Source organism: Neisseria chenwenguii, assembly GCF_002216145.1.
Lineage (GTDB): Bacteria > Pseudomonadota > Gammaproteobacteria > Burkholderiales > Neisseriaceae > Neisseria > Neisseria chenwenguii.
Genome location: NZ_CP022278.1, coordinates 634,600 through 652,741, shown reverse-complemented (window position 1 = coordinate 652,741; position 18,142 = coordinate 634,600). Strand labels below are relative to the sequence as shown.

General features: G+C 55.0%; 18 protein-coding genes. 12 read left to right on the top strand and 6 right to left on the bottom strand.

Going from position 1 to position 18,142, the window contains the following annotated elements; genetic code table 11:
* The first annotated feature begins 96 nt into the window (after positions 1 to 96).
* The 11 genes from BG910_RS03160 (at position 97) to purH (ending at position 9,026) form a co-directional block, all read left to right on the top strand.
* Entirely contained in the window at positions 97 to 630 is a 534-nt protein-coding gene (locus BG910_RS03160; protein WP_089035595.1) for an isochorismatase family protein, read from the top strand.
* Positions 631 to 789: 159 nt separating this feature from the next.
* Positions 790 to 1,290 carry a GNAT family N-acetyltransferase gene (locus BG910_RS03155; RefSeq protein ID WP_089035594.1) on the top strand — a complete coding sequence of 167 codons (501 nt, stop codon included), beginning with the start codon at positions 790 to 792 and terminating at the stop codon, positions 1,288 to 1,290.
* A 115-nt stretch (positions 1,291 to 1,405) separates the two neighbouring features.
* Positions 1,406 to 2,026: an L-threonylcarbamoyladenylate synthase gene (locus tag BG910_RS03150; RefSeq protein WP_089035593.1), complete on the top strand. Its 621-nt coding sequence runs from the start codon at positions 1,406 to 1,408 to the stop codon at positions 2,024 to 2,026.
* A 145-nt stretch (positions 2,027 to 2,171) separates the two neighbouring features.
* Positions 2,172 to 2,822, top strand: coding sequence for a site-2 protease family protein (locus BG910_RS03145; protein WP_089035592.1), 651 nt, complete (start codon positions 2,172 to 2,174; stop codon positions 2,820 to 2,822).
* A 124-nt stretch (positions 2,823 to 2,946) separates the two neighbouring features.
* A complete protein-coding gene (gene dusB / locus BG910_RS03140; RefSeq protein WP_089037112.1) occupies positions 2,947 to 3,945 on the top strand; it encodes a tRNA dihydrouridine synthase DusB in 999 nt (332 codons plus the stop codon).
* Positions 3,920 to 4,159 carry a hypothetical protein gene (locus BG910_RS12135; RefSeq protein WP_123805327.1) on the top strand — a complete coding sequence of 80 codons (240 nt, stop codon included), beginning with the start codon at positions 3,920 to 3,922 and terminating at the stop codon, positions 4,157 to 4,159. Before dusB ends, BG910_RS12135 begins: the two co-directional genes overlap by 26 nt.
* Positions 4,160 to 4,444: 285 nt before the next feature.
* Positions 4,445 to 5,038 (top strand): LysE family translocator, encoded by a 594-nt coding sequence (locus BG910_RS03130; RefSeq protein WP_089037111.1) that lies wholly within the window; start codon positions 4,445 to 4,447, stop codon positions 5,036 to 5,038.
* Positions 5,039 to 5,123: 85 nt separating this feature from the next.
* Positions 5,124 to 5,366 (top strand): Fis family transcriptional regulator, encoded by a 243-nt coding sequence (locus BG910_RS03125; RefSeq protein ID WP_089035590.1) that lies wholly within the window; start codon positions 5,124 to 5,126, stop codon positions 5,364 to 5,366.
* A 228-nt stretch (positions 5,367 to 5,594) separates the two neighbouring features.
* Entirely contained in the window at positions 5,595 to 6,470 is an 876-nt protein-coding gene (locus BG910_RS03120; RefSeq protein WP_089035589.1) for a DMT family transporter, read from the top strand.
* Positions 6,471 to 6,613: 143 nt separating this feature from the next.
* On the top strand, positions 6,614 to 7,267 hold the full coding sequence (locus BG910_RS03115; protein ID WP_123805323.1) for a hypothetical protein: 654 nt from the start codon (positions 6,614 to 6,616) through the stop codon (positions 7,265 to 7,267).
* Positions 7,268 to 7,445: 178 nt separating this feature from the next.
* Positions 7,446 to 9,026 carry a bifunctional phosphoribosylaminoimidazolecarboxamide formyltransferase/IMP cyclohydrolase gene (purH, locus tag BG910_RS03110; protein ID WP_089035587.1) on the top strand — a complete coding sequence of 527 codons (1,581 nt, stop codon included), beginning with the start codon at positions 7,446 to 7,448 and terminating at the stop codon, positions 9,024 to 9,026.
* Between the two features lie 225 nt (positions 9,027 to 9,251).
* Here purH and BG910_RS03105 read toward each other — a convergent pair whose 3' ends face one another.
* Positions 9,252 to 10,046, bottom strand: coding sequence for a thymidylate synthase (locus BG910_RS03105; RefSeq protein ID WP_089035586.1), 795 nt, complete (start codon positions 10,044 to 10,046; stop codon positions 9,252 to 9,254).
* A gap of 361 nt (positions 10,047 to 10,407) precedes the next feature.
* Between BG910_RS03105 and gdhA the strand changes: the two genes are divergently transcribed.
* Positions 10,408 to 11,742 carry an NADP-specific glutamate dehydrogenase gene (gdhA, locus tag BG910_RS03100; protein ID WP_089035585.1) on the top strand — a complete coding sequence of 445 codons (1,335 nt, stop codon included), beginning with the start codon at positions 10,408 to 10,410 and terminating at the stop codon, positions 11,740 to 11,742.
* 84 nt (positions 11,743 to 11,826) lie between these two features.
* On the opposite strand, the gene BG910_RS12130 is transcribed toward gdhA, so the two are convergent.
* The 5 genes from BG910_RS12130 to BG910_RS03080 form a co-directional block, all read right to left on the bottom strand.
* Positions 11,827 to 12,003, bottom strand: a complete 177-nt coding sequence (locus BG910_RS12130) for a hypothetical protein (RefSeq protein ID WP_157694015.1) — start codon at positions 12,001 to 12,003, stop codon at positions 11,827 to 11,829.
* A complete protein-coding gene (locus BG910_RS03095; protein WP_089035584.1) occupies positions 12,003 to 14,186 on the bottom strand; it encodes a polysaccharide biosynthesis tyrosine autokinase in 2,184 nt (727 codons plus the stop codon). The genes BG910_RS12130 and BG910_RS03095 overlap by 1 nt, the downstream gene beginning before the upstream one ends.
* A gap of 46 nt (positions 14,187 to 14,232) precedes the next feature.
* The gene (locus tag BG910_RS03090) at positions 14,233 to 14,676 is read right to left on the bottom strand and encodes a low molecular weight protein-tyrosine-phosphatase (protein ID WP_089035583.1); all 444 of its coding nucleotides are present in this window, start codon (positions 14,674 to 14,676) and stop codon (positions 14,233 to 14,235) included.
* Positions 14,677 to 14,710: 34 nt separating this feature from the next.
* Entirely contained in the window at positions 14,711 to 15,844 is a 1,134-nt protein-coding gene (locus BG910_RS03085) for a polysaccharide export protein (RefSeq protein ID WP_089035582.1), read from the bottom strand.
* A 109-nt stretch (positions 15,845 to 15,953) separates the two neighbouring features.
* On the bottom strand, positions 15,954 to 17,855 hold the full coding sequence (locus BG910_RS03080) for a polysaccharide biosynthesis protein (RefSeq protein WP_089035581.1): 1,902 nt from the start codon (positions 17,853 to 17,855) through the stop codon (positions 15,954 to 15,956).
* Between the last annotated feature and the right edge of the window lie 287 nt (positions 17,856 to 18,142).

The window sequence follows — 18,142 nt, the reverse complement described above, 5'->3', positions numbered from 1 at the left end:
GATTGGGATAAAAGCAGAGGCCGTCTGAAAGTATTCAGACGGCCTCTGCTTGGTTATACTGAACGCCGTCGATTCAATCTTCCGAAGGAGCGAAACATGAAACCGAGCAATACCTTATGCCTCGTCGTCGATATTCAGGAACGCCTGCTGCCCGCGCTTGCCGACGCCGCTGAAATGGTCGGACGCAGCCGCACCGTAATTCAGGGCTTACAGGCGCTGGACGTGCCGCTGGCGGTTACGGAGCAATACCCGAAAGGCTTGGGCAAAACCGTTCCCGCCATTGCCCGTCTGTTGGAAGACGCGCCCGTGTTTGAAAAAACGCAGTTTTCCGCGCTGACGCCAGAAGTCGAAGCGCTTTTGGCCGAAAAAAACATCCGCTACGTCGTTTTAATCGGCGCCGAAGCCCACGTCTGCATGCTTCAGACGGCCTTGGACCTGCGCGAAAAAGGGTTCAACGTCTATATCCCGTCCGACTGCACCGCCTCGCGCGATCCTGCCAACAAGGAAAACGGCCTTCAGCAAATGCGCTACGCCGGCGCGGTGGTGGGCAACAGCGAGAGCGTGTTGTTCCAATTGTTGCGCGACGCCAAACATCCGGCGTTTAAAACGGTATCTAAGTTGATTCGGTAGGGCAGGGGTGTCGTAGGCAGGGCTTTTTTCGTAGGCAGGGCTTCAGCCCGGCAAAACCGGATTTTTTCAGAAAATGCCGGGCTGACGCCCGGCTTACAAAAAAGCCCACAATTATTTATTCCCTCATTCCCAAAAAACAAAAAAGGCCGTCTGAAAACCATGCAATACACCATTACCGAAGCCGTGCAGCAAGACCTGCCCGCTATCGTTGAAATCTACAACAGCACCGTCGAAACCCGCCAATCCACCGCCGACCTCGTGCCCGTCAGCGTCGAGAGCCGCCAAGCCTGGTTTGACGCACACGGTGGAACGCGCCCGCTTTATGTGTTGAAAAATACCGAAGGCGAAATCCTCGGCTGGGGCAGTTTCAGCGACTACTACCCGCGCCGCGCCTACCACATCAGCGCGGAAATCAGCATTTACGTCCGCCGCGACATGCGCGGCGTCGGCGTCGGCAAAATCCTGCTGCGCCATATGCTCGAACGCGCACCGTCGCTGGGCATCAAAAACGTGCTTGCCGTCATCTTCGGCCACAACCACGCCAGCCTGCGGCTGTTTTACGCCTTCGGTTTTCAGGAATGGGGGCGGCTGCCGGAAGTGTGCGATTTGGAAACGTTTGCCGCGGATATTTTGGTGCTGGGAAAGAAGATTTTGGATTGAGGCGTTTGGTGCAGGAAGGCCGTCTGAAAATTTTCAGACGGCCTTTTTTGTCTTTCCCGTCAATAAGTTTTAAAATAACGGGCTTCGTTTACAACAATAACAAAGGAACACAAAAATGGCACAATTCTTCGCCATCCACCCCGAAAACCCGCAGGAGCGGCTGATCAAGCAGGCGGCGGAAATCGTCCGCAGCGGCGGCGTGGTGGTTTACCCGACCGATTCCTGCTACGCGCTGGGCTGTCAGCTCGGCAACAAAGAGGCGATGGAGCGGATTCTGACCATCCGCAAAATCGATTTGAAACACCATCTGACGCTGATGTGCGCCGATTTGAGCGAGCTGGGCACTTACGCGAAGGTGGACAACAGCCAGTTCCGCCGGCTCAAAGCCGCGACGCCGGGCAGCTACACGTTTATCATGCAGGCGACCAAAGAAGTGCCCAACCGAACGCTGCATCCGAAGCGCAAAACCATCGGCGTGCGCGTTCCCGACAATGTGATCGCGCTGGCGCTGTTGGCCGAACTGGGCGAACCGATGCTGAGCTGCACGCTGATGCTGCCCGAAGACGACGAGCCGCTGACCGATCCTTACGAAATCCGCAACCGCTTGGAACACAGCGTGGATTTGGTCATAGACGGCGGCTGGTGCGGCACGGAGCCGACGACGGTAATCGACATGACCGACGGCACGGAGCTGGTGCGCGAAGGGAAGGGCGATAAGGGGCTGTTCGGCTTTTGAGGCCGTCTGAAAAAGCGGATGACGGTCTGTTGTTTGCGGGTTTGCCGTCTTGAAAACAAGCCGTCCGCCATAATTTAAAAAACTGTTTGATGCCGTCTGAAAACCCGACCGTTTTTTCAGACGGCCCTGTTTGATAAGGAAAACCATGTTTCAAAACTTCGACTTGGGCGTGTTTCTGCTGGCGGTGCTGCCCGTGTTGCTGGCGATTACGGTGCACGAAGCGGCGCACGGCTATGCGGCGCGCTATTGGGGCGACCGTACCGCCGAGCAGATGGGGCGGCTGACGCTCAATCCGTTGGCGCACATCGATTTGGTCGGCACGGTCATTGTGCCGCTGATTATGTTTATGATGACGCCGTTTCTGTTCGGCTGGGCCAAACCCGTGCCCATCGTGCCGCGCCATTTCCGCGACGCCCGCAAGGGAATGCGGATGGTGGCGGTGGCGGGGCCGCTGTCGAATCTGGCGATGGCGTTCGGCTGGGGGCTGATGTTTGCGCTGGCGGCGCATGTGCCCGAATCTTATCAGTATCCGCTTTCGGAAATGGCGAAATACGGCGTGTTGGTCAACGCGGTTTTGTTTGTGTTGAACATGGTGCCCATTCTGCCGCTCGACGGCGGACGTTTCATTGACAGCTTTCTGCCCGCGCGCCAATCCATGCAGTTTCGCAAAGTCGAGCCTTACGGCATCTGGATTGTGCTGCTGATGATGATGACGGGCGTTTTGGGCATGATCATCGGGCCGGTGGTCAACCTGATTTTGGGCTTGGTTTCGACTTTTGCCGGCATTTTGGCCTAAGCCCGATTCGGCATTTGCAGGCCGTCTGAAAGCATTTTCAGACGGCCTTTCCCATGTAAAACCGATTGGAAATCCTGCTCGAAAATTGTACAATTCCAGCCCCGAAAACCGCCGCGCAAACCCCATGGAAATAGGACAATACCGGCTCGAAACGCCCGTCGCCCTCGCGCCGATGGCGGGAATTACCGACAAGCCGTTCCGCCGCTTGGCGCGAGATTTCGGCGCGGGTTGGGCGGTGGGCGAAATGCTGACCAGCGATCCCTCGCTGCGCCACACCAAAAAAACGCTGCGCCGCAGCGATTTGGGCGGCGAAAACGGCGTCGCGGCGGTGCAGATACTCGGCAATGTCCCCGCGCAGATGGCCGAAGCCGCGCGCCACAACGTCTCGCTCGGCGCGGAAGTCATCGATATCAACATGGGTTGTCCCGCCAAAAAAGTCTGCAACGTCGCCGCCGGCAGCGCGCTGATGCAGAACGAAACGCTGGTGGCTCAAATCCTCGAAGCCGTCGTCGGCGCGGTTGACGTTCCCGTTACCCTGAAAACCCGTTTGGGCTGGGCGGACGACCACAAAAACCTGCCTGCCGTCGCCAAAATCGCCCAAGAATCAGGCATCGCCGCGCTGGCGGTACACGGCCGCACGCGCACGCAGATGTACAAAGGCGAGGCCGAATACGGTTTGATTGCCGAAGTCAAAGGGAGTCTGAACATTCCTGTTTGGGTCAACGGCGACATCACTTCGCCGCAAAAAGCCGCCGCCGTTTTGGCGCAAACCGGCGCCGACGGCGTGATGATCGGGCGCGGCGCGCAAGGCCGGCCGTGGCTGTTCCGCGACGTCAGATATTTTTTAGAACACGGCCGCCTGCCCGCGCCGCTGCCTTTCGCCGAATGCGCCGCCGCCGTGCTCGCCCACCTGCGCGCCATGCACGGTTTCTACGGCGAACCCGACGGCGTGCGCATCGCCCGCAAACACATCGGCTGGTATCTCGCCCCGCTGCCCGAGGGCGAAACCGCCCGCCGCGAAATCAACCGCCTCGACAGCGCCGCCGCGCAATACGACGCCGTTGCCGGTTTTTTGGCGCAACAGGCGGACAGGGCGGATGTTTGGGCTTGCGATTATCGGTGAGGGTAGGGCGGTTTGGCCGTCTGAAAATGCAAACCTGCGGTTTGCCGCCCTCTCCCCGACCCTCTCCCATGGGAGGGGGCGTTTCAGACGGCATTCAGCGGCGGGGTTTTGTTTGGACGGCGGGTTTGGGAAACCGTATTTGGAAAATGGTTTGAGGCCGTCTGAAAAGTTTGGCGCCCCAACGCCTGTTCCCTCTCCCGTTGGAGAGGGTTAGGGAGAGGGCTTGGTCGGTATTCTGAAAATGTTCCCAAACCGCCGCCGTAGGGAGGCCTTGGTTCGACAAGCTCACCAACAAACAGCCGGCTGTCTGCCCAAAGGGTAGGAATGCCGTCTGAAAATACGTTTGAAACAATCCGTCTGTTTGGATTTGACCTGCGGTCAAACGGTGGGCCGGCAAGCCCGGCCTATGGCAGCTGCGGCGGCTGTTTATCCTCCTCTTAAAACTTTTCGGACGGCCTTCCCCCGCCAAATCCCCGTTCACAAAAAAGGAAGCAAAATCATGGATTTCTGGCACGGTTTTTGGATCATTACCGGCGTACACATCCTGGCCTGCATGTCGCCCGGCCCCGATTTTATTTTGGTATCGCAACAGGCGCTGGGCCGCGGGCGGGAGGCGGGTTTGCTGACGGCGCTGGGGATTGCGTTGGGTTTCGGCGTGCATATTGTTTATTCCGTGTTCGGGCTGGTGACGCTGGTGGCGAAGTCGGAGCCGCTGTTGATCGGGATTAAAATCGTCGGCGGGCTGTATCTGATTTACATCGGCTACAAGGGTTTGCGGGCGAAGGCGGCGGGCGGGGTGGTGGAAATCAGCGTGCAGGAAAAAACGGCCGAACCCGCGGGCAGGGCGGTTTGGCGCGGGTTTTTGTGCAATGTTTTAAACCCGAAAGCGGTGGTTTATATGCTGTCGCTGTTTACCGTGGTGCTCTCGCCCTCGACGCCGGTTTGGCAGATGGCGGCTTACGGCGCTTGGATGACGCTGATGCTGTCGATTCCCGAGGTCAACCGCCGTTTTCAGAAAGCGGGACATTGGATCGATCGCGTGTGCGGCGGGGCGCTGGCGCTGTTAGGCGTGAAAGTGATGAGCGGCGGTTAGGCCGTCTGAACATTGAAACTGCGAACTGATGAAGCACATTTTGCCGGGCTGAAGCCCGGCCTACATTTACTGTCGGGAGGTAAACATGAAACCGCAAGCGGACATCGCGCAATCTGTGGCGCGGAATTTAAAGCAGTATTTCAAAGACTTAAACGGCGAAACACCGTGCAACGTCTATGAAATGGTGTTGCAGCAGGTTGAAAAACCGCTGCTCGAATGTGTGATGGAAGAATGCGGCGGCAACCAGTCGAAAGCTGCGCTGGTGTTGGGTTTGAACCGCAACACCTTACGCAAAAAGCTGGCGCAGTACGGAATGCTGGGCGCGTGAGTTAAGGCCGTCTGAGAAAGGGTTTTCAGACGGCATTGTTTGGATTTAGGTTGGATATTTATATCCTCCATTGTTTTTAACATTACAATTTTAGTTCAAAAATAATAGTGAACTAAAATAAGAAAGATACAAGGCGGCAAGGCGCAGACAGTACGGGTAGTACGACAAGCCGCAGCCAACGAAGTAGATTTTTTATTTTAATTCACTATACTTTCAGACGGCCTTCCCATGCCCTACCAAATCCTCGCCCTCATCATCTGGAGCAGCTCGTTTATCGCTGCCAAATACGCCTACGAAATGCTGCCGCCCGCGCTCTTGGTGCAGGGGCGGCTTTTGATTGCGGCTTTGCTGGTGCTGCCGGCGGCGCGGCGGTATTTGGGTAAGATTCCGCGCGGTAAGTGGAAGCCGTTGTTGTGGGTGACGTTTTGGAACTATGTAGCCGTGCTGATGTTGCAGTTTGTCGGCCTGAACCACACGTCCGCCGCTTCGGCGGTCACGATTATCGGGCTGGAACCGCTGATTATGGTGTTTGTCGGCCATTTCTTTTTCGGCGACCGCGCGGCGTGGTATCACTGGTTGTGCGGTGCAGCGGCGTTTGTGGGCGTGGGGCTGCTGATTTCGGGTGGTGCGGAGGCGGGCGGCGAGGTCGGGCTGTGGGGCTGTTTTCTCGTGTTCCTTGCGGGCGTGGCGTTTTGCGGGGCGATGCGGCCGACGCAGCGGCTGATTGCCGACATCGGTGCGGCGGCCTATACCTCGGTTTCGCTGGTGCTGGCGGCGGTATTGTGCCTGCCGTTTTCGCTGCTGTTGGCCGACAGTTACGCTATTCATTGGATCTGGCAGGGCGGCGCGGCAATGCTGTATTTGGGCGCGGGGTGCAGCTGGTTTGCCTATTGGCTGTGGAACCGCGGCATGGGCAGCGTTCCGGCCAACCTCTCGGGGCTGCTGATTTCGCTGGAGCCGGTGTTCGGCGTTTTGCTGGCGGTGCTGGTGTTGGGCGAACACATTTCCGCGCTCTCGGGTGTGGGGATTTTAACGGTTATTGCGGCGACGTTTACCGCGGGCGTTTTGCCTAAATGGTTGAAGAACAACAAACAGGCTGTCTGAAAAACTTTCGCGGCGCTTGCGGATTGTCAACAAAATCTGCTGCGGAAAATGGTGAAATGGCGGATAATGGCGGCTGCGGGGAGATTTCTGAAATCCATTGAAATATGTGTAAGTGAAATATGTGTGAGTCTCGGAATATATCTATGGGGTTTTGGAAACAAATTTTTTTGTTGTTTAAAAATGAGGCTTGGAAATTTATTCAACAGCAAAAAAAGATTTTTCTTGATAACCTATTTATTGCTAGCGTTTTAGGGATTCTCGGGGTAGTTTTTATTTTTTCAGGGAATGGGACAAAATTTCTAAATGCTGTGGCAGACTCCATTCTTTTTTATTCGTTACTGTTTGTGGCTCAATTTATTCATGTTTCTTTTTTGTTATTTGATTGTTGGAGACAAAAATATCCTACAAATAACATTTGTAAAATTCATGAGTTTTTACATAAACAGCATGAGCAAGCTATTTTTACTATTGGGAGTTTTCTTTCAACTCTTATAGGAGTTGGCTTGGTAATGGCTGTTTTTGAGATTTTTCTTGAATTTAAATCTAATCTACTTTGCTTGGTTCTAATTACAGCGCTTATTTTGTATTTTTTAATGTTCTTTAGTACGCGACAAGAATTTTTTAATCAAACCTATTATTTATCGATAGATGAGGGGATTCGAAGAAATTCAGGTATGAAGGCAGGCAGAATGCTCGCATATTTCTTATTGAGGCCACGGCTATTTGTTTTTTTAATTAATTTAGCTCTTCTCGCGCTTTTGTTCTGTTATGTTTGGAATGAGGTGCATAAACTTTGATGAGATCCGTAGGCTGGGCTTTAGCCCAGCAGGTTTTCAGACAGGCATTTTTCAGATGGCATTGCTGGGCTAAAGCCCAGCCTACGCAACCGTACACACCAAAAACATTCCCCGCCTGATTTTTCAGACGGCCTTATCCATTCACTTCACTCAACTTTAATCCAAAAAAGGAACGCTCATGGCAGCCGTAAAACGTGCCCTTATCAGTCTCTCCGACAAAACCGGCGTGGTCGAATTCGCGCAGGCGCTCGACAAGCTCGGTTTTGAAATCCTCTCCACCGGCGGTACGGCGAAAATGCTGGCCGGGGCGGGCGTGCCCGTGATTGAGGTGGCCGACTACACTGGTTTTCCCGAAATGCTCGACGGGCGCGTGAAAACGCTGCACCCGAAAATCCACGGCGGGATTCTCGGCCGCCGCGATTTGGATGCACACGTCGCCAAAATGGCCGAACACGGCATCGGCAACATCGACCTGGTCGCCGTCAACCTCTACCCCTTCGCCGCAACCATCGCCAAACCGGGCTGCACGCTGGAAGATGCGGTTGAAAACATCGACATCGGCGGGCCGACGATGGTGCGTTCCGCCGCGAAAAACTGGAAACACGTCGCCATCGTCACCGATACTGCCGATTTCGGTGCGGTTGCCGGAGAGCTGGCGGCCAACGGCGGCGTTTTGAGCGACAAAACCCGTTTCAACCTCTCGCGCAAGGCGTTCAGCCACACCGCACAATACGACGGCATGATTTCCAACTACCTGACTTCGCTTTCCGACGAAAAACTCGCGGGCGAGCCGGAAGTGGGCGCGTTTCCGCAGCAGTTCAACCAAAGCTGGGTCAAGGTTCAGGACATGCGCTACGGCGAAAATCCGCACCAGCAGGCCGCGTTTTACCGCGACATCTACCCCGCCGCGGGAAGCCTGTCGGCGTATAAGCAGTTGCAAGGCAAAGAATTGTCGTACAACAACATCGCCGATTCCGACGCCGCTTGGGAAGCCGTGAAAGCCTTCGACACGCCCGCGTGCGTGATTGTGAAGCACGCCAACCCGTGCGGCGTGGCCGTGGCCGCCGATACGCTTTCCGCCTACAAACTGGCCTACGCCACCGACACCACCAGCGCGTTCGGCGGCATCATCGCGTTCAACCGCGAAGTGGACGGCGCAACCGTAAAACAGATTACCGACAACCAGTTTATGGAGGTTCTGATGGCGCCGTCGTTTACCGCCGAAGCGTTGGAAATCGCCGCCGCCAAGAAAAACGTGCGCGTGTTGGAAGTGCCGCTGGCGGCGGGCGCGAACCGCTTCGAGCTCAAACGCGTCGGCGGCGGCCTGTTGGTGCAGACGCCCGACATCCACCGCATCAGCCGCGAGGATCTGAAAGTGGTCTCCAAACGCCGGCCGACCGAGCAGGAATGGAACGATCTGCTGTTTGTCTGGAACGTGGCCAAATTCGTGAAATCCAACGCCATCGTGTTCGGCAAAGGCGGCCAAACCTACGGCATCGGCGCCGGCCAGATGAGCCGCGTGGATTCCACCCGCATCGCCGCACGCAAAGCGCAGGACGGCGGCTTCGACCTCAACGGTGCCTGCGCCGCATCGGACGCGTTCTTCCCGTTCCGCGACGGCATCGACGTGATTGCCGAACAGGGCATCAAAGCCATCATCCACCCCGCCGGTTCGATGCGCGACGAGGAAGTGTTTGCCGCTGCGGACGAACACGGTATCGCGATGGTGATTACCGGCGTACGCCATTTCCGCCATTGATTCGGGTCTGATATGAAAAAGGCCGTCTGAAATTTTCAGACGGCCTTTTGTTTGATTTCTATAGTGAAATAAAATAAGAAAGATACAAGGCGGCAAGGCGAAGACGGTACGGATAGTACGGGACAGATGAACTTGGCGCTTCGGCGCCTTAGTGAACCGTCCTCTTTGAGCCCGGCCGCAGCCAACGAAGTAGATTTTTTTATTTTAATTCACTATAAATCTGTTTTACACCGCCACCGCGGCTTTAATGTGCGGGTGCGGATCGTAGTCGGTCAGATCGAAGTCTTCGAATTTGAAGTCAAACAAATCGGTTACGGCGGGGTTGAGCTTCATTGTCGGCAGGGTGCGCGGTTCGCGGGTCAGTTGCAGTTCGGCCTGTTCGAAATGGTTGCTGTAGAGATGGGCGTCGCCGAAGGTGTGGATAAATTCGCCGGCTTGCAGGCCGCAGACTTGGGCGAGCATCATGGTTAAGAGGGCGTAGCTGGCGATGTTGAACGGCACGCCTAGGAAGATGTCGGCGCTGCGTTGGTAGAGCTGGCAGGAGAGTTTGCCGTCGGCAACGTAAAACTGAAACAGCGCGTGGCAGGGCGGCAGCGCCATCTGGTCCACGAGGGCGGGGTTCCAGGCGGAAACAATGAGGCGGCGGCTGTCGGGGGTTTGCTTGATTTGGTGGATAAGGTTGGCGATTTGGTCGATATGGCGGCCGTCGGGCGCGGGCCAACTGCGCCATTGGTAGCCGTAAACGGGGCCTAAGTTGCCGTTTTCGTCGGCCCATTCGTCCCAAATGGAGACGTTATTGTCTTTCAGGTATTTGATGTTGGTATCGCCTTTGAGAAACCACAGCAGCTCGTGGATGATGGAGCGCAGGTGCAGCTTTTTGGTGGTCAGAAGCGGGAAGCCTTCGCTTAAATCGAAGCGCATCTGGTAGCCGAAAACGGAGCGGGTGCCGGTGCCGGTGCGGTCGGATTTGTCGGTGCCGGTTTCGAGAACGTGGCGCATCAGGTCGAGATAGGCTTTCATGGCTTTCCTTTGTAATAAAGAGGGGTGTGTGGTCGGGCGGTATTTTAGCATTTCAGACGGCATGGGAAAACGGCGGAAATTTTGGGGCGGCGGATTTGGTTTAAATCAAAATTTTGGGAAATGATTGGGAAAAATATCGAAAGTTTATTTTTGATTAATGGTATTTAATTTCTTATTTGGCATTTATAAAGAAATTAATTTAAATAATGTTTATATTTTTTGATATTTAAATCTTAAATATAAAAATCCTAAAATTCAGATTGTCAACAAATTTACACAAAAGACGCTTGTAGCCGAAAAAAAATGAGGTTATATTCTTTCTCACAATTTCCTTATCCCTTTTTATCTTTGGAGACTCAAAATGACAGATTTAAATGTCTTGTTTGCCGGTTTGAAACAGCGCAACCCCAATCAGGAGCCGTTTCATCAGGCGGTTGAAGAAGTATTTATGAGCTTGGGTCCGTTTTTGGCGAAAAATCCGAAATACACCCAGCAATCCCTGCTCGAGCGCATCGTTGAGCCAGAGCGCGTGGTGATGTTCCGCGTGACTTGGGTGGACGATAAAGGCCAAGTCCAAGTCAACCGCGGCTACCGCATTCAGATGAACTCCGCCATCGGCCCTTACAAAGGCGGCCTGCGTTTCCACCCGACCGTTGACCTGGGCGTGTTGAAATTCCTGGCGTTCGAACAAGTCTTCAAAAACGCGCTGACCACGCTGCCGATGGGCGGCGGTAAAGGCGGTTCCGACTTCGATCCGAAAGGCAAATCCGACGGTGAAGTGATGCGTTTCTGCCAAGCCTTCATGACCGAACTCTACCGCCACATCGGCCCGGATACCGACGTACCTGCCGGCGACATCGGCGTGGGCGGCCGAGAAATCGGCTTCCTGTACGGCCAATACAAAAAAATCCGCAACGAATTTACCTCCGTGCTGACCGGTAAGGGCTTGGCATGGGGCGGCAGCCTGATCCGTCCGGAAGCGACCGGCTATGGTACCGTTTACTTTGCCCAATCTATGCTGCAAACCCGCGGCGACAGCTTCGAGGGCAAACGCGTTACTATTTCCGGTTCGGGCAACGTGGCGCAATATGCGTGTGAAAAAGCCATCCAGTTGGGCGCGAAAGTGCTGACCGTTTCCGATTCCAACGGCTTCGTATTGTTCCCCGACAGCGGTATGACCGAAGAGCAGCTGGCTGCGCTGATCGAGCTGAAAGAAGTCCGCCGCGAACGCGTTTCCACTTACGCCAAAGAGTTGGGTCTGCAATACTTTGAAGGCCAACGTCCGTGGGGCGTGAAATGCGATATCGCCCTGCCTTGCGCGACTCAAAACGAGTTGGACGAAAACGATGCGAAAACCCTGTTGGGCAACGGCTGTTTCGTTGTGGCAGAAGGTGCGAACATGCCTTCTACGCTGGGCGCGGTTGAGCAGTTCCTGCGCGCAGGCATCCTGTATGCGCCGGGCAAAGCCTCGAATGCGGGCGGCGTAGCGACTTCCGGTCTGGAAATGAGCCAAAACGCCATCCGCCTCTCTTGGACGCGCGAAGAAGTCGACCAACGCCTGTTCGGCATCATGCAGAGCATCCACGAATCCTGCCTGCAATATGGCAAAGAAGGCGACAAAGTTAACTACGTCAACGGCGCGAACATCGCCGGTTTCGTCAAAGTTGCCGATGCCATGCTGGCGCAAGGTATTTAAGGTTGAATGCCTGAATTGACGCTGTAAAGCATCAAGGCCGTCTGAAAATTTTCAGACGGCCTTTTGTTTATTCAATTTTTCCGCTTAAGATTCGGAAAGCTGTGGTTGCAGCCGGTGGAAGCGCTGCAAAAGCAGGAAGCAATAGTCTTTCCCATCTCCGGGAAGCAGAATGTCGAATCTTCGGGTATCCGTGAAAAGGCCGTCTGAATTCCGGTTGTGCTCAGCAATCGGGTTTTCAGACGGCCTTTGATTTTCAAGCATTAAGCCTGTTTGTCGGTACTGCTTTTCTTGGTGTAATCTTTATTTGAACGCGATTCGTAGGCGTAGTAGTCGTAACCGCTGCCGGCTTCGCGTTCCATACCGTTGAGAATCACGCCTTTGACGTTGATATTGCTCTGTTTCAGGCGGTCGGCGCTGATGGTCAGCTCGCGCGAGGTGGTCAGGCCGTAGCGGGCGACCATCAGGGTGGTAGCGGCGTGTTGGCCGATGATGGCGGCGTCGGTAACGGCGAGTACGGGCGGGGTGTCGATGATGACGTAGTCGAAGCGTTCGCGCGCATAGGCCAAGAGGTCGCTGAAACGGTTGTCCATCAAGAGTTCGGACGGATTTTCAGGGTAGCCGCCGTTGGTAATCAGGCTGAGGTTTTCGATTTGGGTGGCCTGAACGGCGTAGCCGGGCGCGGCATTGCCGGTGAGGACATCAGCGAGGCCGTATTCGGCTTTAACGCCGAAGACCTTGTCCAGATAGCCTTTGCGCATATCAGTATCGATTAACAGCACTTTCTTGCCGGCCTGAGCCATGACGGCGGCGAGGTTGGCGGAAACAAAGGATTTGCCGGCTTCAGGGGCGGCACCTGTTACCATCAGGATGTTGTTGCGTGCGTCCATCATGGAGAAGTAGATGTTGGTACGCAGGGCGCGCAGAGCTTCGACGGCGAGGTCGGTGGATTCGTCGCTGGCCAACAGGTAGGAATTGCGGCCGGTGATGGATTTGAAGCGGTTTTTCAAAACGTCGCGTTTCTGCTGGGTTTTGGAATAGGGTACGAGGGCGGCTACTTCGAAGCCGATGTTTTCAATGTCTTCAGATGAGGTGATGCCGCTGCGGATACGGGTGCGCAACAGATACCACAGCGAGGTCAGCGCGCCTGCGCCCAATGCGGCCAAGAGGGTGATGACGGCTTTGCGCGGGGCGACGGGGATTTCCGGCTCAATGGCGTGATCGACGACGCGGACGTTGCCTTGTGCGCTGGCTTTCATGATGTTGAGCTCTTGCTGCTTGTTTAAGAGCTGGACATAGGTGGCTTGGTTGGTTTCAACGTCGCGGGTCAGGCGGATGACTTCCTGCTGGGTGTTGGGCAGCTCGGCGATTTGGCGGTTGATTTTGTTTTTGGCGTTTTCCAAAACGGCCAGTTTGTCCAAAACGGCTTTATACGAGGGATGCTCGGGGGTGTAGCGTTCGGCCAGTCCGGCTTCTTCGGTGCGCAGGGTGGTGATTTGGGTTTCGATGCCGGTCAGGCTTTCGATTGCGCCTTTGGACTCGAGCGGAATGTCGAGCGAGCCGGAGCGTTCGCGGTAAGCGTTGAGCTTGTTTTCCGCCTCTTGCAGAGTTTCTTTCAGACGCGGCAGCTCTTCGCTGATGAAGGCGAGACCGCTGGAGGCGACTTGGATGTCTCGGGCGCGGTTTTGCTCGACGTAGTTGTCGGCAATGCTGTTGAGGATGAGGCTGGCTTTTTTGGGGTCGGTATCGGTGTAGTTCAGCTCAATAATCGGGTTGGTTTTACCGTTGCTGATGACGGAAAGTTTGTTGTGGACGTTGTCGATTGCGCTCAGTTGCGAGAATTTGACCAACGAAAATTCCTGCTGCGAATCGGCAAGGATTTTGTCAATTAGCAGAACGGTTTCGTTGTTGACTTTCAAGGGCTTGCCGACGCGGCCTTCGAGCGAGCGGCCGTCGGGCAGCTCGAGGATGTAGGATTTACTGTCGCGCACGGTCAGCGTAAAGGCTTGGTTGATCCAGTCGCGCTGAACGGTAAAAGCAGTGATGTCGAGTTTGGGCTCGATGTTGCTGGTCAGGTTGTGCATCAGGGTGCCGAATACGGGAAAGTATTTCGGTTTGACTTCTTGGTCAAGCTGCAAATCGGCCACGGTTTTGCCCAACACCATGCGCGACTGAACCAGTTCCAACTCGGCTTCTGAGGGCAGCGGCTCGGTTGAGAAGATGTTGCTGATTTCCGTAAGAATCTGGTTTTGCTTGGTTTCGATTTCCAGCATGGCGTCGGCACGGTAAACCGGCGTGGCGGCAAGGCTGTAAACCGCGCCCAATGCGCCGCCGATTAAGACAGCCAGAGCGATTTTGTATTTGTGCGCCCAAAGGCCGGAGAGCTGGCGGCCCAAGTCGATTTCGTCTTTTGCGTATGCTGCTGATGCGGAGTATTTGTTGTTCATCAGTAAACTTTCTTTTCAAACTTCGGATATTCGGTTGCGGCGGCGTTTATGCGCTGTGGTTGGAGAGTTTGCGCACCCAAGTATCGGCAGCCTCTTCAAGCTGGCGGTACACCGCTTCAAACACTTCGTTGCTTTGTTTGTAGGGGTCGGGTACGGTTTTTCTCGGCAGCCATTGCGCAAACAGAATGGTTTTGCTGCGCGCAGACGGCTTGATGTCGGCCACCATGTCGATCTGTTCGGGCTCCATTACCAGAATCAAATCCGCTGCGTCGCACATATCGGGCGTGAGCTGGCGGGCGGTATGTCCGGCAACGACCACACCGTGTTTGAGGGCGGTTTTGATGGCTTGGAAATCGGCATCTTTGCCCACGAGGGCTTTCAACCCCGCCGAGCTGATGCGGTGGCGGGGCAGTTTTTTTTGCAGAATCCGCTCGGCGGTGGGCGAGCGGCAGATGTTGCCGAGGCAGACGACTAAAATATTTTGAAACATAAAACTTCTTGGTAAAACGGTTTTTCAGACGGCCTTATTTAAAGGTGCTGTCCAAAGAGTTGGTGTTGGTAATCGAGTTGGTCAGCTGCGACATTACGCGGTTCCAACGGGCAACCGGTGCGGCGGTTACATAAACCACGTCTTGCGGCTGGAGTTTGAACTCGTTGCCCAGCGTGTAGGCGGTGGCGTCGCGCAGGTTGAGCTGGTAGATGTGTATCGGTTTGGCAGTATCCTGCGGCGCACGGCGGATAACGAACACGCCGGTTGCGTCGGCGATGGTTTGGTTCATGCCGCCGACGTTGCCCAATGCCTGCGTCAGGTTGAGGCCGTGGTTGCCGATGGTAAGCGTACCCTGGCGGCCGGTTTCGCCCATGACGTAAACTTTGCTGTTGCTGTTGTCGGGAACATAAACAATGTCGCCGTTGGAGAGCAGATGGTTTTGGGTCAGGTCGCCGTATTGCATGATGTTTTGCAGCGAAATGATGCGGTCGACGCCGTTGTGCGTCCATTTGACGTTGTTGGTGTCGGCATTTTCCTTCACGCCGCCGGCCTGGTTGACGGCGTCGAGAATGGTCAGCGGAATGTTGGTAATCGGCAGCTGGCCGGCTTTATCCACCGCGCCGGCGACGGAAACGCGCTGCGAGCGGAATTCGGTAACGTTGATTTCGACCTGAGGGTTTTTCAGGAAGCGTTTCAGACGGCCTGTGAGCAAGCGTTGCAATTCATCGATGGTTTTGCCTTTGGCTTGGATTTTGCCCAAAAGCGGATAGGAAATGTAACCGCTCTCGTCCACCCATGCGCCGCGGCTGACTTGGTGGTCTTGCGGATTGTTGGACTGGGTGGGTGAGTTCAAATCGGTATGCGCCCACACCATGATGTTCAGCACGTCGCCGTTGCCGATGCGGTATTTGTAGGCCGATTTGCTCTGCTCGAGCGCGGGGTTTGGGCGGGCGGACAATGCCGGCGCGCGCATACGTTCGATGAGGTTGAAGGTAATCGGATAAACGGCCACGCGGCTGTCGAGGTTTTGGTCGGCTTTGGATTCGCTTTCGCCGTACACGACGGTTTTTTTGCCGAGTTTCAGCGATGAGCCGGGGATGACGGTTGTGCTGCTGCAACCGCTCGCAAATGCAATCAAAGACAAGCTGATTAGGGTAAGTTTTTTCATAAGATATAATATCCTAGCTGAATTTTAGTCCGGTTGGTTGTTTGGGCTTTCGAGGCCGTCTGAAAGTTCACTCCGTTTTTCAGACGGCCTTACTGCTTGTTTTTCATTTTCAGACGGCCCGATGCGTCTGCTGCCAGACCAAATCACAGACTCCGTCTTTCGGATTGAACCCCGTCGGGGCTTCCAGCAAGAGGGCGCGCAGGTCGTTTTGGTTCATGTCGCGGCAGGCCGATTCCATACGCGTAAGTATCGCAGATAATTGTTGCCACGGCAGCATTACTTCACTGGCGGTCATAATACGGGGATGAGTGGTCTTTTGCACGTCGTCGCCGATGAGCAGCTCTTCGTAAAGTTTTTCGCCCGGGCGCAATCCCGTGGTTTTGATTTCGATGTCGCCGTCGGGGTGGGCGGCGTCTTTCAGCTTCAGGCCGCTGAGGGTGATCATCTGCTTGGCTAGGTCGATGATTTTTACCGATTCGCCCATATCGAGAACGAACACATCGCCGCCTTTGCCCATCGCGCCCGCCTGAATCACCAGTTGCGCCGCTTCGGGAATGGTCATGAAGTAGCGGGTGATGTCGGGGTGGGTCAGGGTAATCGGGCCGCCTGCGGCAATCTGTTTTTCAAACACGGGCACAACCGAGCCGGACGAGCCCAATACGTTGCCGAAGCGCACCATGCAGAAACGCGTTTTCTGGCCGGGTTCGGCCGCCAGCGCCTGAAGGCAGAGTTCGGCCATGCGCTTGCTTGCGCCCATCGTGTTGGTGGGGCGCACGGCTTTGTCGGTCGAAATCAATACGAATGTCTCTACGCTGGATTCCACTGCCGCCTGTGCGCAGGAGAGCGTGCCGAAAATATTGTTGCGGATGCCCTCGATGGTGTTGAATTCCACCATCGGAACGTGTTTGTAGGCGGCGGCATGATACACGGTTTCCACCGCAAACGCCTTCATAATGCCGATCAGGCGCTCTTTGTCCTGAACCGAGCCCAAAAGCGGCACGACTTCGATATCGGTGCCTTTTTCCGTCTGCTTTTCACGCAATTCCTTGTCGATGCTGTACAGCGAAAATTCCGACAGTTCGAACAACAGCAATTTTGCCGGACGGCAGCGCAGAATCTGGCGGCAGAGTTCCGAACCTATCGAACCGCCCGCACCCGTGACCATCACGGTTTTGCCGGTAATGTCCGCGCTCATCAGCTCGGGGCGCGGTGCGACCGGGTCGCGGCCGAGCAGGTCGACCACCGAAATCTTTTTCAGCGAACTGACGCTGATTTTACCGTCCACCAAGTCTTTCATACCCGGAATGGTCAGCACTTCGCATTTGTATTTTTCCAGTTTCTCGACAATCGCCTTGCGTTCTTCCTGCGTCGCGCTCGGAATCGCCAAGAGGATTTTCTCCACGCCGTAGCGGTCGATTAAATCTTGGATTTCAGACGGCCTGAACACGGTCAGATCGTAAATCATGCTGCGTTGCAGCTTGGGATTGTCGTCGACAAACGCCACCGCGTAATACTCGCTGACCTGTTTGACCGCTTCCAAAAGCTGGCGGCCGGACTGACCCGCACCATAGATAATCACGGGTTCCATCTGCTTTTTGCGCCGGTTGGACAACACCGAGCGCAAAATCATGCGCGAGCTGGTGACCAATACGACCAACAGCAGGAAATACACAATCGGCAGCGCCAGACGCAGCCGCTGTTCAAACAGCAGCGTCGCCAGAAAAAACACCGCCATCGACACGACGCTGCCGAATACGGCGGAAGTCAAAACACGTGTGCTGACGTAGCGGGTAACGGCGCGGTAGAGGCCGAGGCGCACAAACGTCAAAATCGTCAGCGCGGCGGTAACGGCAAAAACCAGCCAGTTTGCCACGTTCGACCATTCGTCGGAATAGTCGGCTTTGAGGCTTTGGGTAAACCAGAATGCAACGAAAATCATCAAAACGTCGTGAATGACGAAAAACGTCTTTTTGATGTTACGCGGTAAAGCTAATAAGGTTTCCAAGTTCATGTTTTGGTCCGGCAATGTTGAAAAGCGTGTTTTGTTGTTCGGGAGGGGATGTTTTGCTTTTTAAGGCCGTCTGACACTTCGACTACGCTCAGTGCCAGAATTTTCACGGACGTCATTCCCGCGCAGGCGGGAATCCGCACTTAGTTTTCTGAAATTTATTTTAAAACAAGATATGGCCTGTATTTAACCGTGGATGAATGACGTCGGTTGTGGGATTAACGGTTTCAGCTGCCGTAGGCCGGGCTTCAGCCCGGCAGCTGCTCAAGCCGTCTGAAAATTTTTCAGAC